Source organism: Bradyrhizobium sp. USDA 4504 (assembly GCF_054063995.1).
The window spans coordinates 4,524,448-4,542,044 of the sequence record NZ_JBSSGV010000001.1; the positions used below are offsets into that span (position 1 = coordinate 4,524,448).

The following is a 17,597-nucleotide window of genomic DNA, read 5'->3' on the forward strand; positions in this document are numbered from 1 at the left end:
TCAGATCTCCACGCGGGGATCGACCAGATAGGCGACCAAATCCACGATGATATTGATGAAGACAAAGACGGCGCTGGTCGTGATGGCGATGCCCTGGATGACCGGAAAGTCGCGCCCGACGACAGAGACCACGGTCAGATTGCCGAGGCCAGGATAGTCGAAAATGTATTCAATTACGAGAACGCCGCCGATCAGCGTCGAAAGCTGGATCCCGAGCAGGTTGACTAGCGGCACTGCCGCGTTGCGCAGGGCGTGCGAATAGACGATGCGGCGGCGAGACAGGCCGCGCACCCGCGCCTCATCGATGAACGGCGCTTGCATGACCTCGCCGAGCGAGGTCGTCAGCGTGCGGATGATGAAGGGGGCGATCTCCACCGAGAGCACGAAGGCCGGCAGGATGACATAGGAAAACCCCTGGTAACCGAGCGCCGGCAGCAGCTTCAGCTTCACCGACAGAAACAGGATCAGAACGATCGCGAGCCAGAAATTCGGAATCGAGACGAACAGCGACTGCATTCCGAACGCCAACGCATTCTGCCAACGATGCTGGTGCAGCCCGCCCGCGATGCCGATCGGAAACGACAGCAGCAGCGCGAACACGAGCGCCATTCCGCCCAGTTGCAGCGTGAACGGCAGGCGTTCGAGGATGAGATCGATCACCGGCGCCATATCCGACTTGGTCGGGTCAACATACTGGCCGCCGGTCGCGATCATGCCGCTGCGCGGCCGCAAATAGGATTGCCCGAGATCGCCCTGTACCAGCCCGCGCATGTACCGACCATATTGCACGATGATGGGGTCGCGCAGCCCCATCTTGGTCGCGACCTTCTCGACCACATCGGCCGGCGCCATGCCGCCGACGATCAGGCGCACGGGATCGCCCGGCACCACGCGCAGCAGCGTGAAGATGATCAACGACGTGATGAAGACGATCAGGATGCCCTGCGCGATCCGCTTGACCAGGAATTCCAGGATCAACATCGAGAAGAGCTACCCTTGCAATTCATGAGGACCAGACCCGACCAGTCCGGCCTGCGTTCGCGAACCGGCAGGCCGGGCGTACCCGGCCTGCCGAGCAATCATCATGCCAATGTTGCCTTGGTCATGTCCTGCATGCCGTTCGGATAGATGTACAGACCATCCAGCTTCTTGCTGTAGGCATGGATGAAGACCGAGGTGAACAATGCGAGCGCCGGGGCCTTCTTGGCGATGGTCGGCAGCGTCTCGGTCTGCAGGATCTTCTTGCGCTCCTCGATTGTCGTGGCGTTGCGCTCCTTGTCCAGCACCGCGTCGATGTCCTTGTCGACGATGCCGGTGATGCGCTTGGAGGAGGAGTGGAAGTGGGTGCGCAGGACGAGATCCGGCTCGGGCGAGCCGGTGCACCAGCCGCAGTCGATCATGTTGCCCTCACCGCCGCCGGGCTTGTCGTAAAGCAAATTACCCCACGCCGCGACTTCGAGCGTCTGCAGATTGACCTTAAATCCCTGCTCCTGGAGCATGCCGGTAATCAACTCGGCATATTCCTTCGTCTTCGGATAGAAACCGACCGACGTGTAATAGGTGAGCTCGGGCAGGCCCTGGCCTTTGGGGAAGCCGGCCTCCGCGAGCAGCTTCTGCGCCTTGTCCGGATCGAATTCAGGATAGTCGGCCACCTCGGCATAGCCGAACTTGACCGGCGAGATGTGCGCCTTGGAATAGATGCCGGAGACGCCGAGCACGTCGAGCACCTGCTTGCGGTCGATCGAGTAGCATGCGGCGAGGCGAATGCGCGGATCGTCGAACGGCTTCTTCGAGCAGCGGAAGAACAGGTATTTGTTCTCGACCGAAACCGCCTTGTGGATGCTGAAGCGGGCATCCTTCGAGATGGTCTCGACCTGCTCCTGCTCGAGCCGCTCGATGATGTCGGCCTCGCCGTTCAACAGCGACAGCGTGCGCGTCGTGGTGTCACCGACGAAGTGATACTCGACACCCGGGATCTTCGCTGCGCCGAGGAAGAAGTCGGGATTGGCGGCGAGAACGGTGGTGTCGCCTTTCTGCTCGACATATTTGTAGGGGCCCGTGCCGTTCATGCGCGCCGAGAGCTGCGCCTTATTGGCAACGTCCTTGGCCGACATGATCGGCAGGAAGGACGACAGGTAGTAGTAGAGCGTCGCCGGATAGCCCTGCACCTTCGTGTTGATGTGGCAGGTGTAGTCGTCGACGACGTCGACGGTGACGAGACCGGGGTACCACTGCGCCGGACGATCGGGTTGGCAGCCATATTCATAGGTCGCCTTGACGTCGGCCGCTGTGAACGGGGTTCCGTCATGAAATTTGACGCCCTTCCTGAGTTTCACCTCCATCGTATAGGTGTCGATGGGCTTCATCGATTCAGCCAGCTCGAAGATCAGTTCGTCCGGCTTCTCCGGCCGCATCGGCGCCCGCGTCAGGTAGCCGAACACGAAGCCCTCGACGATGAGCTGGCCTAGATTGGTATGGGTGGTTGGGTCCCAGTTGCCGGTCAGCGCTTCCGCGCCGAGAAAGCGCAGTGTCTTGCCTTCGGCGGCAAAGGCGGAATTCACAAGAAAGTCGGGATTGACCCGCCCGAAGCCGAACGCCGCGGCCCCGGCCAATCCCCCTAACATCAAGTCTCTGCGGTTGATCATATGGTAATCCCTCGATGATTTCGGCAACGCTGAAACTGCTCTCGAGGCCGCAAGGCACTCAGCCGTTTCGATCGTCTTGCACAAATCGTGGCTTTCACGCCTGCAAAGCCTAGACCAAAGGCCGCAATCGCCCGATTCCTGCTGCTCCACGATTCCGTTGCTGACACTCCCGGGGCGCCGCAGTCGCGCACGGAGATTTTCCGCTCCCGGAAGCATGGCGCACACCGGCAAGGCAAGGACGCCTTTCCAATGTGCAGCACACAAATCATGGATGCACAGAGCAGCAACGCCATGCAGACAACCATATGATCACGCTCGCGGAACTGAACGGAATCCCAGCATTGGAACAGCGCGTTGCTCCGGCCAACCATCCCATTCGCGGCGTCATCTCGGATCTCGACGGCGTCGCCTATCGCGGTGACACTCCGATCGACGACTCCGTCAAGGCGTTTCGCGGATGGAGCGAGCGGGGCCTGCCCTATGCGTTCGTCACCAACAATTCGACGAAATCCGCCGCGCAATTTGCCGCCAAGCTGAGCCGCATCGGCATTCCGGCCGAACCGTCACAGGTCTTCACGACGATTTCGGCGGTCACGTCCCTGCTCGAACGGCGCTGGCCGCGCACCACGCCCGTGTTTGCGATCGGCGAACGACCACTGCTCGAGGCGATCGAGGACATTGGCTATCACCTGACCGACGTCAAGCCCAAGATCGTCGTGCTCGGCTTCGATGCCACGCTCGACTACGCCAAGCTGCGCACCGCGGTCAGGGCCGCACTCGCCGGCGCAACCGTCATCGCCACCAATCCCGATGTCCTGACGCCGGTTCATGACGGCTACGATCCCTGCGTCGGCGTGATCACGGCCGCGGTTGCAGCGGCCGTTCCCAATACGAAGCCGATCGTGCTAGGCAAGCCGCAACCGTTCCTGATCGAACAGGCGCTGGCGCATCTCGGCACCGCCCGGCATGAGACCGTCATGGTCGGCGACCAGATCGGTACCGATATCGCAGCAGGAAAGGCCGCCGGCATGCGGTCGATCCTGCTCGCCAGCGACGTCCCTTTCAATGCGGTGGCGGACGTCGTTCCCGATCGCATCATCGCGAGCCTTCTTGACCTCGCGGAGCCCGAGACGGTCGGTTGGCCGCGATGATGACTCCCGGCCTCATCGAGAGCATGCAGACCTCTCTTGCCGCGAGCCTGCCGCGCTGGGGACTATCATCGCAATCGACGCTCGCCTTTCTCAGCCATTCCGAGAACACCACCTTTCTCGCGCAAGATCCGGCCGCTCGGCAAAAACTCGTGTTGCGCGTGCAGCGGCCCGGCTATCACTCACCTGACGAGATTGCGTCCGAGCTCGCCTGGATCGACGCCGTGATCGCAGACAACGTGGTGCTCACGCCGCGCCCGGTCGCCGATCGGGAGGGACACCTGTTATGCCCCATTCCCCTGAGTGGTGCGACACGACACGTCGTTGCATTCGAATTCCTCAGCGGCAGGGAGCCGGACGCCTCGGACGATCTGGCCACCTGGTTCGGCAAGCTCGGCGCGACCAGCGCGCGGCTTCACGCGCACAGCCGCCGATGGACATTGCCATCAACGTTCCAGCGCAAGGTCTGGGATTTCGATGCCATGCTGGGCCGCCGGCCACTATGGGGTGACTGGCGCGCCGGTCTTGGCCTGCGCGACGATGGCCGCAGGCTGCTGCAGAGGGTCGCCGACGAACTTGAACGGCGCGTCGAGGCTTACGGACTGGGCGAGCAGCGGTTTGGCCTCGTTCACGCCGACCTCCGCCTCGCCAACCTGCTCGTCGAAGGCGACCGGCTCGGCGTCATCGACTTCGACGATTGCGGCTTCTCGTGGTTCTTCTATGACTTCGCCGCGGCCGTCAGCTTCATCGAGCACGAGCCGGTGATGGACCTGCTCCAGCAGTCGTGGCTTGCGGGATACCGGACCGTCGCACCGGTCTCGCACGACGACGAGGCCATGCTGCCTGCGTTCGTGATGCTCAGGCGCATGCTGCTGACGGCCTGGCTCGCTTCGCATTCGGACACCGAAACCGCGCGACGCCTGGGTACGGGCTACACCGACGGAACGGTCGCGCTCGGCGACCGGTTCCTGCGCGGATCGTGACGCGGACTTTCGGGACCAGCCGCGGCGCGCCTGTCCGTTTCTCCAGTGTTGTTGCTCCCGGACTCCAGAATGCCGCAACAGATGTTTCCCCGCCGGCTTTGATCCGCGAATGATGGGCGCGCTCGGACATTGCGCGTCCGAAGCGGACTTAACCAGCGAGCGTGGGCAGCGTCAGATGGATATCCAGGCTTATTTCGAGGAGTGGTCCTGCGAGCCCGGCGATGTCGTCCGGCTCGCGATCAGCACGCCGCACGCCACCGTCCGCGCAAGCCTCGTGCGACTGGTCTCGGGTCCCGGGCGCGACGAAGCGATCGAGGGCAAGGTGGTCGATTTCTCGTCGGTGCTCGACCGCACCGTTTCCGGCGGCGTGCAATCCACGGTGGTCGGCTCGCACGCCGAATTTCCGCTTCCCTCACCGATCAACGATGCGGCGATCAGCGTCCATTGCTGGGCATGGCCGACCGTCCCCGAGCGGAGCGCGCCCCAGGCCATCTGGTCGATTGGCGACGTCGCGCTCGTCATCATCTCAGGCGGTCTTGCGCTTCGAATGGGCAGCGCAACGCTCGCAGTCTTGCCGGATGCGATCATCGCCAAACACTGGTATTCGATCCTGACTACCATCGGCGACGGCGAGGTCTGCATCGACCTCAGGCGTCTTGATGCCAAGGTTGGGGCACAACGCACGCTCCGCGCGGCAACCGGCGCGACGGCAAACGCGGCAACGCTCCTGCTCGCGGCGGCCGGCATCGGCCGGTCCGGGTCGCCGCTGGAGCCATATAATGGCAAGATCGACTCGCCAACGCTGTACCTCGCGAAGCCATCCGCCGAGATGATCGCCGCATGGCACGCGGGGAAGACTTCCACGCAGCCGGCATGGGCAGCATGGAAACTCGGCAGGGACTTCGCGTCGGAGACGATTGAGCCGGACGCTGGAGGCGAACAGGGGCACCTTGTCAACGGCGTCGAGCGCGGTGTGACCGGACGCAACTGGGACGGGCGAAGCGACTCCTTCGTCGAAGTTCCCGAGCAGTACTGTGCGCTGCAATTCCACGACGACGACATGGTGGATGCCGGCTGGAGGTATAATCTCGAATTCCGCCTGCCGGAGGACCTTCAAAGCGGAGTCTACGCAGTTCGGCTCGAGGCCGGCGGACGCCGCAATCATTTTCCGCTGTTTGTCAGACCGGTCCTGGGCACCTCGGCACCCGTGCTGTTCCTGGTGCCGACCAACACCTTTCTGGCCTATGCGAACGACCACCTGGCTTCGCTCGATTTCTCATCGGTGATGCCTCATGACAAGGTGGTGCCCGAGGACGAACAGTACCTGTTCTCACATCCCGAGCCGGGCCGCTCCTGCTACGATACCCATGCCGACGGAACGCCGGTTCGCTATTCGGGCCGCCGACGACCGCTGTTCAACGTCCGCCCTGGTTTTCCGAACTGGCTAACGGGCTCATACCGTCACTTTCCCGTCGACATGTACATCGTCGAATGGCTAGAGCACCTCGGCATCGAATATCATGTCGCAACCGACGAGGATTTCGAACGTGGCGGCCGCAACCTGGCCGACCGGTACGCGGCGATCGTCACGGGCTCGCACCCGGAATACTGGACACGAACCGGCCTCGATATCCTCGACGGATACCTGCATGACGGCGGACGGGTCATGTATCTTGGCGGCAACGGCTTCTACTGGGTAACGAGCCGGCTCAGTGCAAAGCCCTGGGTCATCGAGGTGCGCCGCGACAACAGCGGCACGCGCTGCTGGGATGCCCCCTATGGCGAACGGACCCATGTTGCGACGACTGAAGCCGGCGGCATCTGGCGCACGCGCGGCCGCGCCCCGAACAAGATGCTGGGCGTGGGCTTCGCATCGGAGGGATGGTCGAAGGGCTGCGGCTATCGGCGTCTGGAGGCGAGCTACAATTCGCCTGCCGCGAAATTGTTCGACGGCATCACTGAGGAAATCGTCGGCGATTACGGCTATGTGCTGGGTGGAGCGGTGGGAGACGAGGTCGACAGGTACGACGTTACGCTCGGAAGTCCCGAGCATGCCTATGTGCTCGGGACTTCGACCGGGCTTGGCAACGAGTATCAGCTCGTCATCGAGGATCTCACTCTTTCGCTCCCGGATCAGGGAGGCGCACAGCGGCCTGACGTGGTGAGATCGGACATGGTCCTGTTTCCGATCGATGGAGGCGGCTGGGTATTTTCGGTCGGCTCCATCGCCTATGCCGGCGCCCTGGCCTGGAACGGCTGCGACAACGGTCTTTCGCGCCTGACGGCGAATATACTCAGGGCCTTCACCGGCAAGGAGCCGGTGCTCGGAGCATGAGACCGTCAGTGCGACTTCGCCCCTGAAACGAAAGGTCAACGATCCTCGTTCGGCCACTCATACGTTCTGGTTGCAGGATTGAGTGCAAGAAGATCAACATCTTACTGGATACTCGTTGTCCCCCAGCGCGGCGACCGCACAGATACGTGCTTCTTTTTCGTTCGCGCGCAAGTTCACAAAGGCGACTAGCATCGCATGGTGAGTGCGATACGGTGGTACATGGAAGATCCAGGGCTTTTCCGCCCAAGGAGAATGTCTGACAGGCGGCAGGCGCTTTCCTCGCAGTCAGGAGCGAGGCCTCTTGCTCCCCTGATTGGATATCGCTCGGCAAAACAACGGCTCGGGGGAGTCAGCAGCCGCGTTAACCTTACATACCCTCAAGCCGCAGGTGAGTGGCCCTCGACAAGACGATTGAGTCTCCGAGTTTCCTGCTCAGCTGCTCGAAACGGCCGAGAATGTCCTTGCCCGCGCCGGTGTCTGCACTATGTACGCAGATATCGTTGTGCTCGTTGCGACGGACCGGTAGTAATTCAATTTCGGTGATCTTCTTCCCCGCGATCAAGCACCGCAGCGCCAGACCATCGAGATGACGGCCGCGCATAACGTCCCAGTCGAACGCAAAATTGCCAAGGCTGTAGAAGATCGGCTTACCCTGATAGATTTCGCCGGCCTGGACCACATGCGGATGGTGGCCGAACACCATGTCTGCCCCCACGTCGATGGCGGCTCGGGCTATTTCGCGCTGATATGCGACTGGCTCCTCTTTGGACGACACGCCCCAATGGCATGAAAGGATCACAAGGTCGACCTTGGTCCGCAGAGCGCGGACATCGTCCCGCATGGCCTCGAGTTCGTCGGCGTCTGCGAATGTATGCGTGATCGGCTCAGCACCCGGCATCTCCAGCGCGCGCGGGCCCGGCTCATAGGCGGCGTGGGCCTTGATGGTGGCGCATCCGGGGCTGTTGGCTGACGCGGCGTGATTGCTCGGCCAGAACACCGATGTGTAGCTCAAGAAGCCGAAACGAACCCCGTTCTTCTCGATGATTACCGGCTTCCTGGCCTCGGCCAGCGTTTCGCCAACGCCACAGTGGAGGATCCCCGCCGAATCCAGCGCCTTGACGCTGGCGACGGCGGCGCGCGCGGGATAGGCGACGTTGCTGGCGCAGCTCACGCCGACATAGCCCGCCTTCTTGAGCGCCGGACCTACCTTGGCGCCCGAATGGCGCCAACCCTTTTTGTGCGGGATATCGGGCCGCGCGGGATCGATCGAGGGCTCGGCAAGCGGGCCTTCCAGCTGTCCGAACAAGACATCGGCCGATGTCAGCATGTCACGCACATTGACGAATGCGCTGAAAGGATCTTCGCGGTTCTGGATGTTGGTATCGCCCAAGATGAGCAGCGTTTGATCCATGTGCAGTTCCTTTTTCGTGAGCTCTGGTGTGGGTGTCGGGATTGCGACCAGATCAGGCCGCGCTTTCAGCGGAGCGCGATGTTGTCACCGCCGCTTCGCCATCGCGCGCTGGCGCGATCGATTCCAGGGAGCGCTGGTTGGTTTCGATACCGAACAAGAGAATACCAAGCGCTAACAGCAGATAAAGCGACGCAATGGCGTAGAGCACTGATGGGAGACCATAATTGTCATAGAGCGACACAACCATGTAGGGCGATGCGATGACAGCAATCCGCCCCGTCATTTGGGCGATGCCAGAGCCGCGGAAGCGATATTCGGTTGCAAACAACTCCGGCGTGTAGCCGCCGAGACCGAAGCCGATCATCAGGCTCATGCCGCCCTGCAACAGGAAGCCAAAGATCAGCACCCAGGCGGGATCGGTCTGCTGCGAATACGCCAGCGCGAACACGCCACACCATAAGGCCGCAAACATGGTGCCGCGACGGCGTCCAATCCAGTCGGAGGTCAGCATGCCGACCAGCGGCCCGAGCGAACTGCCCAGCGCCATGACGGTCGCAAAGCTGAGCGACTTCGTGACACTCAGTCCCTGTTTGACGAAGAAGGTCGGCACCCAATAGGAGAAGCTGTAGGAACCGACCAGGCAGGTGATGCAAACCGCCATCGCGAGCAAGGTGCGGGTGACGACGCCGCGCGAGAACAGGATGGAGATCGGTACCCAGGCCGGCGCAGGCGCGGCCACTGATATCACCGGCGGGAGAGGCCCCGCCTTCGAGGCCTCAGCTTCGATATCCTGCATGATCTTTTCGGCTTCTTCATAACGGCCGCGCGCTTCGAGCCAGCGCGGCGACTCCGGAAGCTTGCGGCGCAGGAACCAGACCCATAATGCGCCGCAACCGCCGATCAGATACATCGGCCGCCATCCAAGTGCTGGAATGACGAATAGTCCGGTAAAATTCACAGCGAATGTCGATGCCATCGACACCACGCTGATCAGGCCAAGCGCCCATCCGCGCCGTTGCGGCGGCACAAACTCGCTGACCATGCCGTAACCGCAGACATATTCTGCGCCGATCCCTACTCCCATGAAGAAACGCATCGCCATCAGCCAGGTCATCGAGGGCGCGAGCATCGAGAGCAGGCACATGCTGCCGAAAATCAGAAGATTGAACTGATAGGCAAAACGCCGGCCGAACCGGTCACCGACCAACCCCGTCATCAGCGCGCCAATGGCGAGGCCGGCAAAGGTGATGGAAATGTAGTGGGCATTGGTCTCCATGTTCGACCAGCCCTCCTTAACGAGGGCGCCCAACACGCCGGCGGCCATCTGGTTGTCGAAACCGTCGAAGAACATCCCGAGGCCGATCAGGCTGAGAATCCGCCGCTGGAATGCGCCCATCGGGAGCCGGTCAAGCCGGCCCGCGGCGTTAACGGGGGTGGTCATAGAAAGCGTTTCTCCCGCAAGTAGCGGCGTTCAGCGCCGCTTATGCGGGCAAAATAAGCGGAATGCTTTGGGCCGAGTATGCTAATTTACTCATCACGACGATGACTTATCTTCAGAGCAACACAGAGAATGCGGCGCGGACGCGATCAGCCCTCAGTGGGAGGCGCTGATGGCCCGAAAATTGCCCCCGCTGAATGCACTTCGCGTCTTCGAGGTCGCCTCCCGCTCCGAGAACTTCACCCACGCCGCCAAAATACTCAACGTCTCGCAGGGCGCCGTCAGCCGGCATATCGCCCAACTCGAAGCCTTCCTTGGCCTGCGCCTGTTCGTCCGTAATCAACGCGACGTCAAGCTGACGACGCAGGGCGAACAGTACGCGCAGGCCATTGCCGAAGCCTTTGATCGCATCGAACTCGCGACCCAGGTCAGCCGCCGGGACAAGCAGAATCGCGTGGTGCGGATACGGCTGTTTCCCACGGTGGCGATGAAATGGCTGGTCAAGCGGCTCGCGCGCTTCCATACCATTTACCCAAGCATCAATGTGCAGGTCACGATCGCCAACGATCTCGTCGATGTGAGCGCTGGCGAGGTGGACTTCACCATTCAGACTCCCGCCATTCCAAAGCCCGGCGTGCGTTACGACACGCTGTTTCCGATCGAGCTGCTGCCGGTTTGTAGCCCCGCCGAATTCAACAAGCATCCACCCGTGCACGATTCACGAGAGCTGCTCGACCGCACGTTACTTCATTCAATGAAGCGCCCGCACGATTGGCGGATCTGGTTTGAGGCGGCGGACGTCACACCCGGGAGCTTTCGCGAAGGACTGTCGTTCGGCAATTCCTCGCTAGCCTATCAAGCGGCGATCGACGGGCTCGGCATCGCGGTGGCGCATCTGGAACTGGTCCAGGACGATCTCAAAGCGGGACGACTATTGGCGATCCATCCGCTGGTGGTACGAACCGCCGACAGTTACCACCTCGTCGGCCGCGAAACCGACGTTGGCAGGCCGGAGATTGCTGCATTCCGCGACTGGCTGCTGTCCGAAACCAGGACACAGAATTGACGTTTCTCCATCGGCAAGATCTTGCTCTGCTATTGTCAAATCAGCATCGCTGCGAGCTCGCCGACGGCGCTTGGATCGCCATTTGCCTTGGCTACGCACTTCAGGTGTCACGTTGCTCTAGTCTAGGCAGGGATTTCCTCTCGAAATCCCGGCTTATTTTGTTCGTCAGGCCTATACACGTATCGAGCTGGGCATCTGCCAGAAGCGAAGGCGGCTGATCCGCGAAGGTTAGGGGGGATCTCGCCACGCCTTGGCGCTGATGTTTTATTGCTTCTACATCAATGGCTAGGTGAATGATCCGGCCGGCCGAGGAATTCGGAGTCACCGGGAACAGTCTGGCCAACGTCTGCGACAGGCTGGACGTGCTTTATCTTCCGCGCGGCCCCTCGGCCAAAGAAGTAAGCCGGAAGCCGGTCGTCATACTTGAGCTTTCACCTCGGCGGGACAGGATCCCAAACACGGCAGATAAGGGAGGTATCTCTTTTTCCCCTGGCGTCGAACCAACCGACCACTGCTTGCTACGCCGAACACGACCCGTCTGTCTGAAGAGATGGAGCTTGCCATGCGGCGCATTCGGCCTGCCCATCGTATAGAGTGGCCTATAAATCCGACGGCCTCATGTGACTGGTGACTACGTCCGCTTTGCTCCTATAGCGACCAGGTTCGTGCGGCAGCGCAATATGTCGCGATGGGCCAGAAGCGGAAGCCACAATTGGACAACATCTCCCCTACTAACATCGGCGATAAATATCTTCCGTGAATTGGTTCACAAATGGGCGGGCCAGACCGCGATATGCTTGCTCGAGCTCTCGGCCGGCGTGCGCCCAGCGCGATCAGCAGGCTCGAGAAGGCGCCGAACCTCGACGTCCACCGTTCCGTCGCACGTATCGTGTTTCGCAACGCTGCGATCAATGAGTTGTCGAGTTGGATTCAACGGCATTCGGTGCGGCCGAAAGCCCGCGGACCCAGCAAACGACCAGTCTTTTAGTTTTACGCGGTTCAGAAACTTGATCAGAGAATAAGCCATGCAAAAAATTTGATGGAGGAACCAATGGTGAAGAGGGCGATTACGCTCGGCGGTGGTGGTCCGGCGGCAGGGCTGCACATTGGAGTTCTGGAAGCTCTTGCCAACGCAGGTATAACCTTTGACGTGTGGGCATTGTCCTGCATCGGCGCCTGGGTTGGGATCGTCTACAATCAGTTTGACAACGTTGACAATAAAGACAGGGCGAAACAGACCCATCAATTCTTCAAGAATGGCGTGTTTCGAGACGACGAAAGCTATAGGCGCTTTCCCATAAACACGGTGTTCGGCCCGGATTGGGAAAGCATCGGCAAGGCTCTGACCAACTTCGTCGCAGATCCCAATACCTATAAGGATTTGTGGGACCCAAACAGGGTCGCGAATGCCTTCAGGGAATCCATGTCGCTCTGGTTCGCTCAACAGCCCGACACGGACGGCGGGAAGAAGTTCACGAGCCCGGATGAGGGAGACGTAAACAGATGGGTTCTTAATCAGGTGCTGGCCCCAAATCCTTTCGTTCGTTATCTCACGTCAATGATGTATCTGTCCCAAGTCACCGGCCTCTCCAGGATCAACTATCCACACAGCCAGTTTATGAAGAGCATAAATTTCGACGCGCTGGGAAGACCCGAAAAGCCATTCATATTCCACAACGCCTGGAATCTCGATGAGCATAAACTCGCGTTGTTTTCCAACCGGCCGATGCCCAAGAAGGTCGATGAGAACAAGAAGGTCGACGGGAAAGAGTACAAAGTGCCTATCAGCGCATCCAGCTTATGTGCGTGTTCAGCCCTTCCCTTCGTGGAAGAAACCGTAGAGATCGACGGAGTTACCTACTGCGAAGGAGCACTGGTCGATACGGTCAACTTCGAGAGCTTGCTCCAGGAGCATCATAAGCCGGGCGATGAGCTGGACGAGATATGGGTGAGCAGGATCGTCGATTCAAAGCAAGTCCGCAAACCGGAAAACCTTCACGATGCCCTGGCCAATCTCTGCCAATTGTTCGCAGCGACCGTTGGCGAAGATGACGTCAAGCTCTTCAAATACCACGTGCGGTACGACAAGCCAAAATCCGGAGAGCATCCGTGGAAGGGCACAATCGTCGAGATTCATGTGCCGGGGCACATCAGTTTCAAATGGAACCACAGCAACCTGGACAGCGGGAGACAGTTGGGAAGGATCGCTGCTGAACAAGCAATCAAGGCATACTACGAACACGAAAAACGTCCGCCGCATGACGGGCCACATTTCATAAATGAGAATCCTGCGGAAAGCGATGAGGCGGGATGGCGAGAGGTTAAGGAGGCATATCACGAATGTCGAAGGCGGGCTGCGTAACGGCAAGGTAAAGCAGCCTTGAGGCCGACCTGCTGAGCCAAGCTCCAATATCCGCAGTCGAGGCGCAATTACTGCAGTCGGTCGAGTAATGCCTTTGCCTGCTTCAGATCCTGCGTTTCAAGACCCTCGACGAACCAGCCGTAGATGGGCACGAGCTGGTCGAGCGCTTCGCTGGTTCTGCCCTGATCGATCCACAAGTTGGCGAGGTCAACTGCTACTCGAAGTTCAAGGGCCTTGGCGCTCTGACTTTTCGCAGTTGTCAATGCGTGATCGAGCAGTGATCGTGCGTCGGTGCTGGCCTCCGGTGCATCGCGGACGAGCAATACGCGTGCCTTCAATCGATACAGCTCGGCCTCAAATATCCGTTCGCTATTGCGGCCGGTTGTAGCGAGACCCTGCTCAATCAGTTCGAGCGCGGCTTCGCTTTGATGGCTCGACAACAGAGCGGCACTCAGGAGCACATACAGTGCTGTGATGCCAAGCTGATAGCCCGCGCCGCGATATTCGTTCATCGCCGTACGGATTTCCTCAAGCGCGGCGAACGAAGGATCAAGGAAGGTGGCGCTTATCCCCCGGATGGCGCGAGCCAATCCTCGCCACTGCCGGAATCCGAGTTCTTCCGACAAGGCGAGACAACGATCCGCATAACGGTGTGCCTTTCGGAAGTCACCCCGAAGAGCGTGGAGAATGGATGCATAATAGCATCCATAGGCCTGCGAATGCGGATGACTGATGACGTCGGCACGCTGAAGGGCGGCATTTACACGCGCGAGTGCCGTATCAGCACGGCCCTGCAGCCAGAGCGCCCATGACATCAGAGCCAGGTCGGCCACACCCGCATCCTGGCCGGCAGCACGCGCCGCAAATCTATCATGCTCGCTGCTCGCTTCGAACGCTTCGAAGGCCCGTTCGATCACCTCCTGGGCACCTACGAGATTTCCCATGAAAAGGCGTATCATCCCTTGCCCACGCATCGCGTTGAGCAACGTTGGTCGATCACCCCGACCCTCCGCAAGATCGAGCAACACCGAGATCATTTCCTCGGCGACCGGCAACTCGCCGCGAATGACGCTCGCGGTGGTCAACCAAAACATGATTTGTAGTCGCTCGGGGGGATCTCCGAGCCGCTGGCACAGCTCGCGCGCTCGCGCAAAGGTCGCCACCGCCTGGGGCGAGGCCGGCCCCTGGGTGGCAATGAGGCAGGGCCCGAGCGCGTACTGGAAATCAAGCTCCAGCCGGTCTTTAAGCGCACCGTCGGCCAAATGGGCCGAGACCTCAATGCCTTTGCGCAAGTGTGCGATCGCTTCGAGGTTGGCGGAGCGCATGGCCGCTTTCTTGCCTGCCTGGAGCCAATATTCTCCCGCCTTTTCGAACAATCCCGCCTCGGTAAGGTGGAGTGCGAGAGTCTCGGGTTGAGACTCCACAATTTCCGGGAATCGTTGCTCGAAAGCGTTGGCGACGGCGGCATGCAGCGCTGCGCGTCGGCTCTTCAGAAGTCCCGCTTCGGCAGCGTCCCGCACGAGCGCATGCTTGAAGGTGTAGACCGCCCGGGGTATCTCGCCTCGGCAGAATATCAACTCCGCCTGAACCAACTGGGCAAGCGCCTCCTCAAGCCGTTGCCTTGGCAGCTTGGCGACCACGCTCAGCAGTTCGTACGAGAACTCGCGCCCCACAACGGCGCCGATCTGAGCAACTTCCTTCACGGGGGCCAATCGGTCGAGCCTAGCCATCAGCGATGCGTTCAATGTCGTTGGAATCGCCAACGAGGGTAGCGGACCGCTGACCACGTAATGGTCGTCTCGCTCCTGCAGCAAGCCGGTTTCGAGCACCGCCTTGGTCAGTTCCTCGACGAACAGGGGCACGCCGTCGGTGCGAGCGAGGATTTGGTCCAAGACCTCCTCCGGGAGCGTCTTGCCTGCCGTGACGCGCTCGATCAAGGCCGCCCCGTTGCGCCGGTTCAGCCGTGTAAGCGAGACGGTCGTCACATGTGCATGACCAGGCCAGGGCGGCGTGAACTCTGGTCTCGCGGTGATGAGCAGCAGCACTCGGAGTCGTGGTACCTTTTCCAGTGTAATCGTGAGCAGCTCCATCGAAGTCGGGTCCGACCAATGGGCATCCTCAAAGATGATGAACACTGGCTGCCGCGCCGCCAACGCTTCGAGCTGAGCCGAGAATGCCGCCAACGTCATCTCCTTGCGTTTCTGCGGACTGAGCTCGGGCAGCTGGTAGCGGTCACTGACCGGTAGCGACAGAAGGTTTGCTAGAGCCGGCACCACACGATCTGCGTCGGCGCCAGACCGCAACAGCAGAGCTTCAAGCTTGGCAAACTTCTCCGTCGGCGCTTCACCTCTTTCGAAACGGGCAGCACGTTCGAGATTGTCGATGAACGGATACAACGCACTGTTGGTATGGTGCGCCGAGCAGAAATGGCGGACCGTAATGTGTGGTTCGGCTTGGAGCCGTTCTTGAAGCGCCAGCGCGATGTGCGACTTACCGATACCTGGCTCTCCAGTTAGAACCACTACGCAACCTTCGCCCGAAGAGGCGTGCTGCCAGCGCCGCAACAGCAGCTCGATCTCCTCGTCTCGCCCGATCAAGGGCGTCAATCGAGTCCTGTGCTGAGCCTCAAAGCGGCTTTCGACTCCAGTCGTCCCGAGCACCTGCCAGGCAGGTATTGGCTCCGCCCATCCTTTCAGCGCGATCGAGCCAAGATCGCAGTATTCGAAATATCCTTCGGTGAGCTGGCGCGTACTCTCGGAGATCAGCACCGTACCGGGCTCGGCGAACTGCTGCAGACGAGCAGCCAGATTCGGTGTCTCACCGATCACCGCCTGCTCCTTGGCGGCGCCTTCGCCGATCAGATCGCCCACGACGACCATACCGGTAGCGATGCCAACGCGAACCTGCAGCTTGGTGCCGATATCTGTCTGAAGGTTGGCCACGGCATCGACCAGTGACAGCCCCGCACGTGTCGCCTGCTCGGCATCGTCCTCGTGCGCCAGGGGGTAGCCGAAATAGGCAAGCACGCCATCCCCCATGTAGCGCGCGATAACGCCCTCACTCCGGGCGATAACCTCAGCGATGCAGGCGTGATAGTCGCCGATTATCGAGCGCAAGTCCTCCGGGTCCAGCCGGGCCGAAAGTGCGGACGAGCCCACCAGATCGCAAAACATGACCGTGATTTGGCGCCGCTCGGCGCCGTCTCGCGGCGCTGGTTTGGCAGCCGCTTGGTCCGATGCAGCGACATCATCCTCAAGTGCCGCAATCGCGCGCAGCATCTTGCGCCGGTGCCCAAGCAGGACGCCGAGGTCCTTGAGGTCCTGCTCCGTGAGATCGCCGACGACCGAGAGGTCGATAGCGTTCTCTGCGAAACGATCGGCGTACTCTCCCAAACCGATCGATGCCAGCCACTCTGCAATACCTGTCATGGTATACCTATGGCCAATAGGGATAAGGGTAGCACATTGCAGAGACCTGCGAAGGCACATCTGCAAATGGAAGCACCGATCGCGAGACATCTCAGCCAGTTTAACACATTGGCTCCGGCGAAAGCTGGGCGCTGCCAAGCGATGCCATGGGGCCCCGATCGCGCGCGCCTTCGACCGTGCAATAGCCAACTCAACGTAAGCGCGAAGCACAGCTATGAACAGAGATGCCTAGTTGCCGTCGTTCCAGATGTCGGTGGTCAGCTTCCAATCATCGCCGACCTTCTCCCAAACCACGACATACTTTCCAGTCACATCCTTCGGTGTCGGTCCCTTGGTCTTGAGGGCGAACGTCCCAATCTCGCGCGCCGCGGTTGGACCAAGGGGCTTAACGTCAAGGGTTGCGAGCTTCGGATCGCTAACTTGTTCCGCCATGCTTTTCCACATTGCCTCGATGGCTGATCGGCCGTGAACCATCGCGGTACCTGGCGGGAATGCGGTCGCATCCGTGCTGTAGAGTGACGCAACTCCCGAGAAGTCGCCCTTGTTGAACAATTCAATCCATTTCGCATTGATGGCCTCGATCTCGGCTTTTTGAGCTAACGCCGGGGCGGTAAACGAGATCACGAATGCAATCATCAAGGCTATGCTACGCATGATCATCTCCAAATATGTTCGATGCGAATGCAGGGCGGACGTTGACTTGACAAGAACCGGGTGCGTTGAATGAGGTATCCCAGACCGGGTTTGGCGCGCCAGCAATTCCGGGGAATTACCGTCAGCA

11 protein-coding genes are annotated in these 17,597 nt (G+C 60.5%); 5 read left to right on the plus strand and 6 right to left on the minus strand.

Translation table 11 applies throughout. The features are described 5' to 3' along the window. Both ACVMB1_RS21335 and ACVMB1_RS21340 read right to left on the minus strand, forming a co-directional pair. Positions 1 to 981, minus strand: a complete 981-nt coding sequence (locus ACVMB1_RS21335) for an ABC transporter permease (RefSeq protein ID WP_076834245.1) — start codon at positions 979 to 981, stop codon at positions 1 to 3. A gap of 101 nt (positions 982 to 1,082) precedes the next feature. After that, positions 1,083 to 2,645: an ABC transporter substrate-binding protein gene (locus ACVMB1_RS21340; RefSeq protein ID WP_057020614.1), complete on the minus strand. Its 1,563-nt coding sequence runs from the start codon at positions 2,643 to 2,645 to the stop codon at positions 1,083 to 1,085. Between the two features lie 341 nt (positions 2,646 to 2,986). Between ACVMB1_RS21340 and ACVMB1_RS21345 the strand changes: the two genes are divergently transcribed. The 3 genes from ACVMB1_RS21345 (at position 2,987) to ACVMB1_RS21355 (ending at position 7,111) form a co-directional block, all read left to right on the plus strand. Then, a complete protein-coding gene (locus tag ACVMB1_RS21345) occupies positions 2,987 to 3,796 on the plus strand; it encodes an HAD-IIA family hydrolase (RefSeq protein ID WP_233475840.1) in 810 nt (269 codons plus the stop codon). Continuing rightward, the gene (locus ACVMB1_RS21350; protein WP_076834296.1) at positions 3,793 to 4,776 is read left to right on the plus strand and encodes a phosphotransferase enzyme family protein; all 984 of its coding nucleotides are present in this window, start codon (positions 3,793 to 3,795) and stop codon (positions 4,774 to 4,776) included. The genes ACVMB1_RS21345 and ACVMB1_RS21350 overlap by 4 nt, the downstream gene beginning before the upstream one ends. Before the next feature lie 109 nt (positions 4,777 to 4,885). Beyond that, the gene (locus tag ACVMB1_RS21355; RefSeq protein ID WP_456849241.1) at positions 4,886 to 7,111 is read left to right on the plus strand and encodes a N,N-dimethylformamidase beta subunit family domain-containing protein; all 2,226 of its coding nucleotides are present in this window, start codon (positions 4,886 to 4,888) and stop codon (positions 7,109 to 7,111) included. Positions 7,112 to 7,478: 367 nt separating this feature from the next. Here the strand turns inward: ACVMB1_RS21355 and ACVMB1_RS21360 are convergent, their stop codons facing one another. Together ACVMB1_RS21360 and ACVMB1_RS21365 are read right to left on the minus strand one after the other, a co-directional pair. Further along, the gene (locus ACVMB1_RS21360; protein ID WP_141339853.1) at positions 7,479 to 8,522 is read right to left on the minus strand and encodes a CapA family protein; all 1,044 of its coding nucleotides are present in this window, start codon (positions 8,520 to 8,522) and stop codon (positions 7,479 to 7,481) included. 52 nt (positions 8,523 to 8,574) lie between these two features. Further along, complete coding sequence (locus tag ACVMB1_RS21365) at positions 8,575 to 9,963, minus strand: MFS transporter (RefSeq protein WP_141339854.1); 1,389 nt, start codon at positions 9,961 to 9,963, stop codon at positions 8,575 to 8,577. Between the two features lie 169 nt (positions 9,964 to 10,132). Between ACVMB1_RS21365 and ACVMB1_RS21370 the strand changes: the two genes are divergently transcribed. Then, entirely contained in the window at positions 10,133 to 11,026 is an 894-nt protein-coding gene (locus ACVMB1_RS21370) for a LysR substrate-binding domain-containing protein (RefSeq protein ID WP_057020618.1), read from the plus strand. 1,051 nt (positions 11,027 to 12,077) lie between these two features. Further along, the gene (locus ACVMB1_RS21375) at positions 12,078 to 13,388 is read left to right on the plus strand and encodes a patatin-like phospholipase family protein (RefSeq protein WP_245311789.1); all 1,311 of its coding nucleotides are present in this window, start codon (positions 12,078 to 12,080) and stop codon (positions 13,386 to 13,388) included. A gap of 68 nt (positions 13,389 to 13,456) precedes the next feature. On the opposite strand, the gene ACVMB1_RS21380 is transcribed toward ACVMB1_RS21375, so the two are convergent. Both ACVMB1_RS21380 and ACVMB1_RS21385 read right to left on the minus strand, forming a co-directional pair. Then, entirely contained in the window at positions 13,457 to 16,816 is a 3,360-nt protein-coding gene (locus ACVMB1_RS21380) for an AAA family ATPase (protein WP_057020620.1), read from the minus strand. A 228-nt stretch (positions 16,817 to 17,044) separates the two neighbouring features. Continuing rightward, a complete protein-coding gene (locus tag ACVMB1_RS21385) occupies positions 17,045 to 17,470 on the minus strand; it encodes a YybH family protein (protein WP_057020648.1) in 426 nt (141 codons plus the stop codon). Between the last annotated feature and the right edge of the window lie 127 nt (positions 17,471 to 17,597).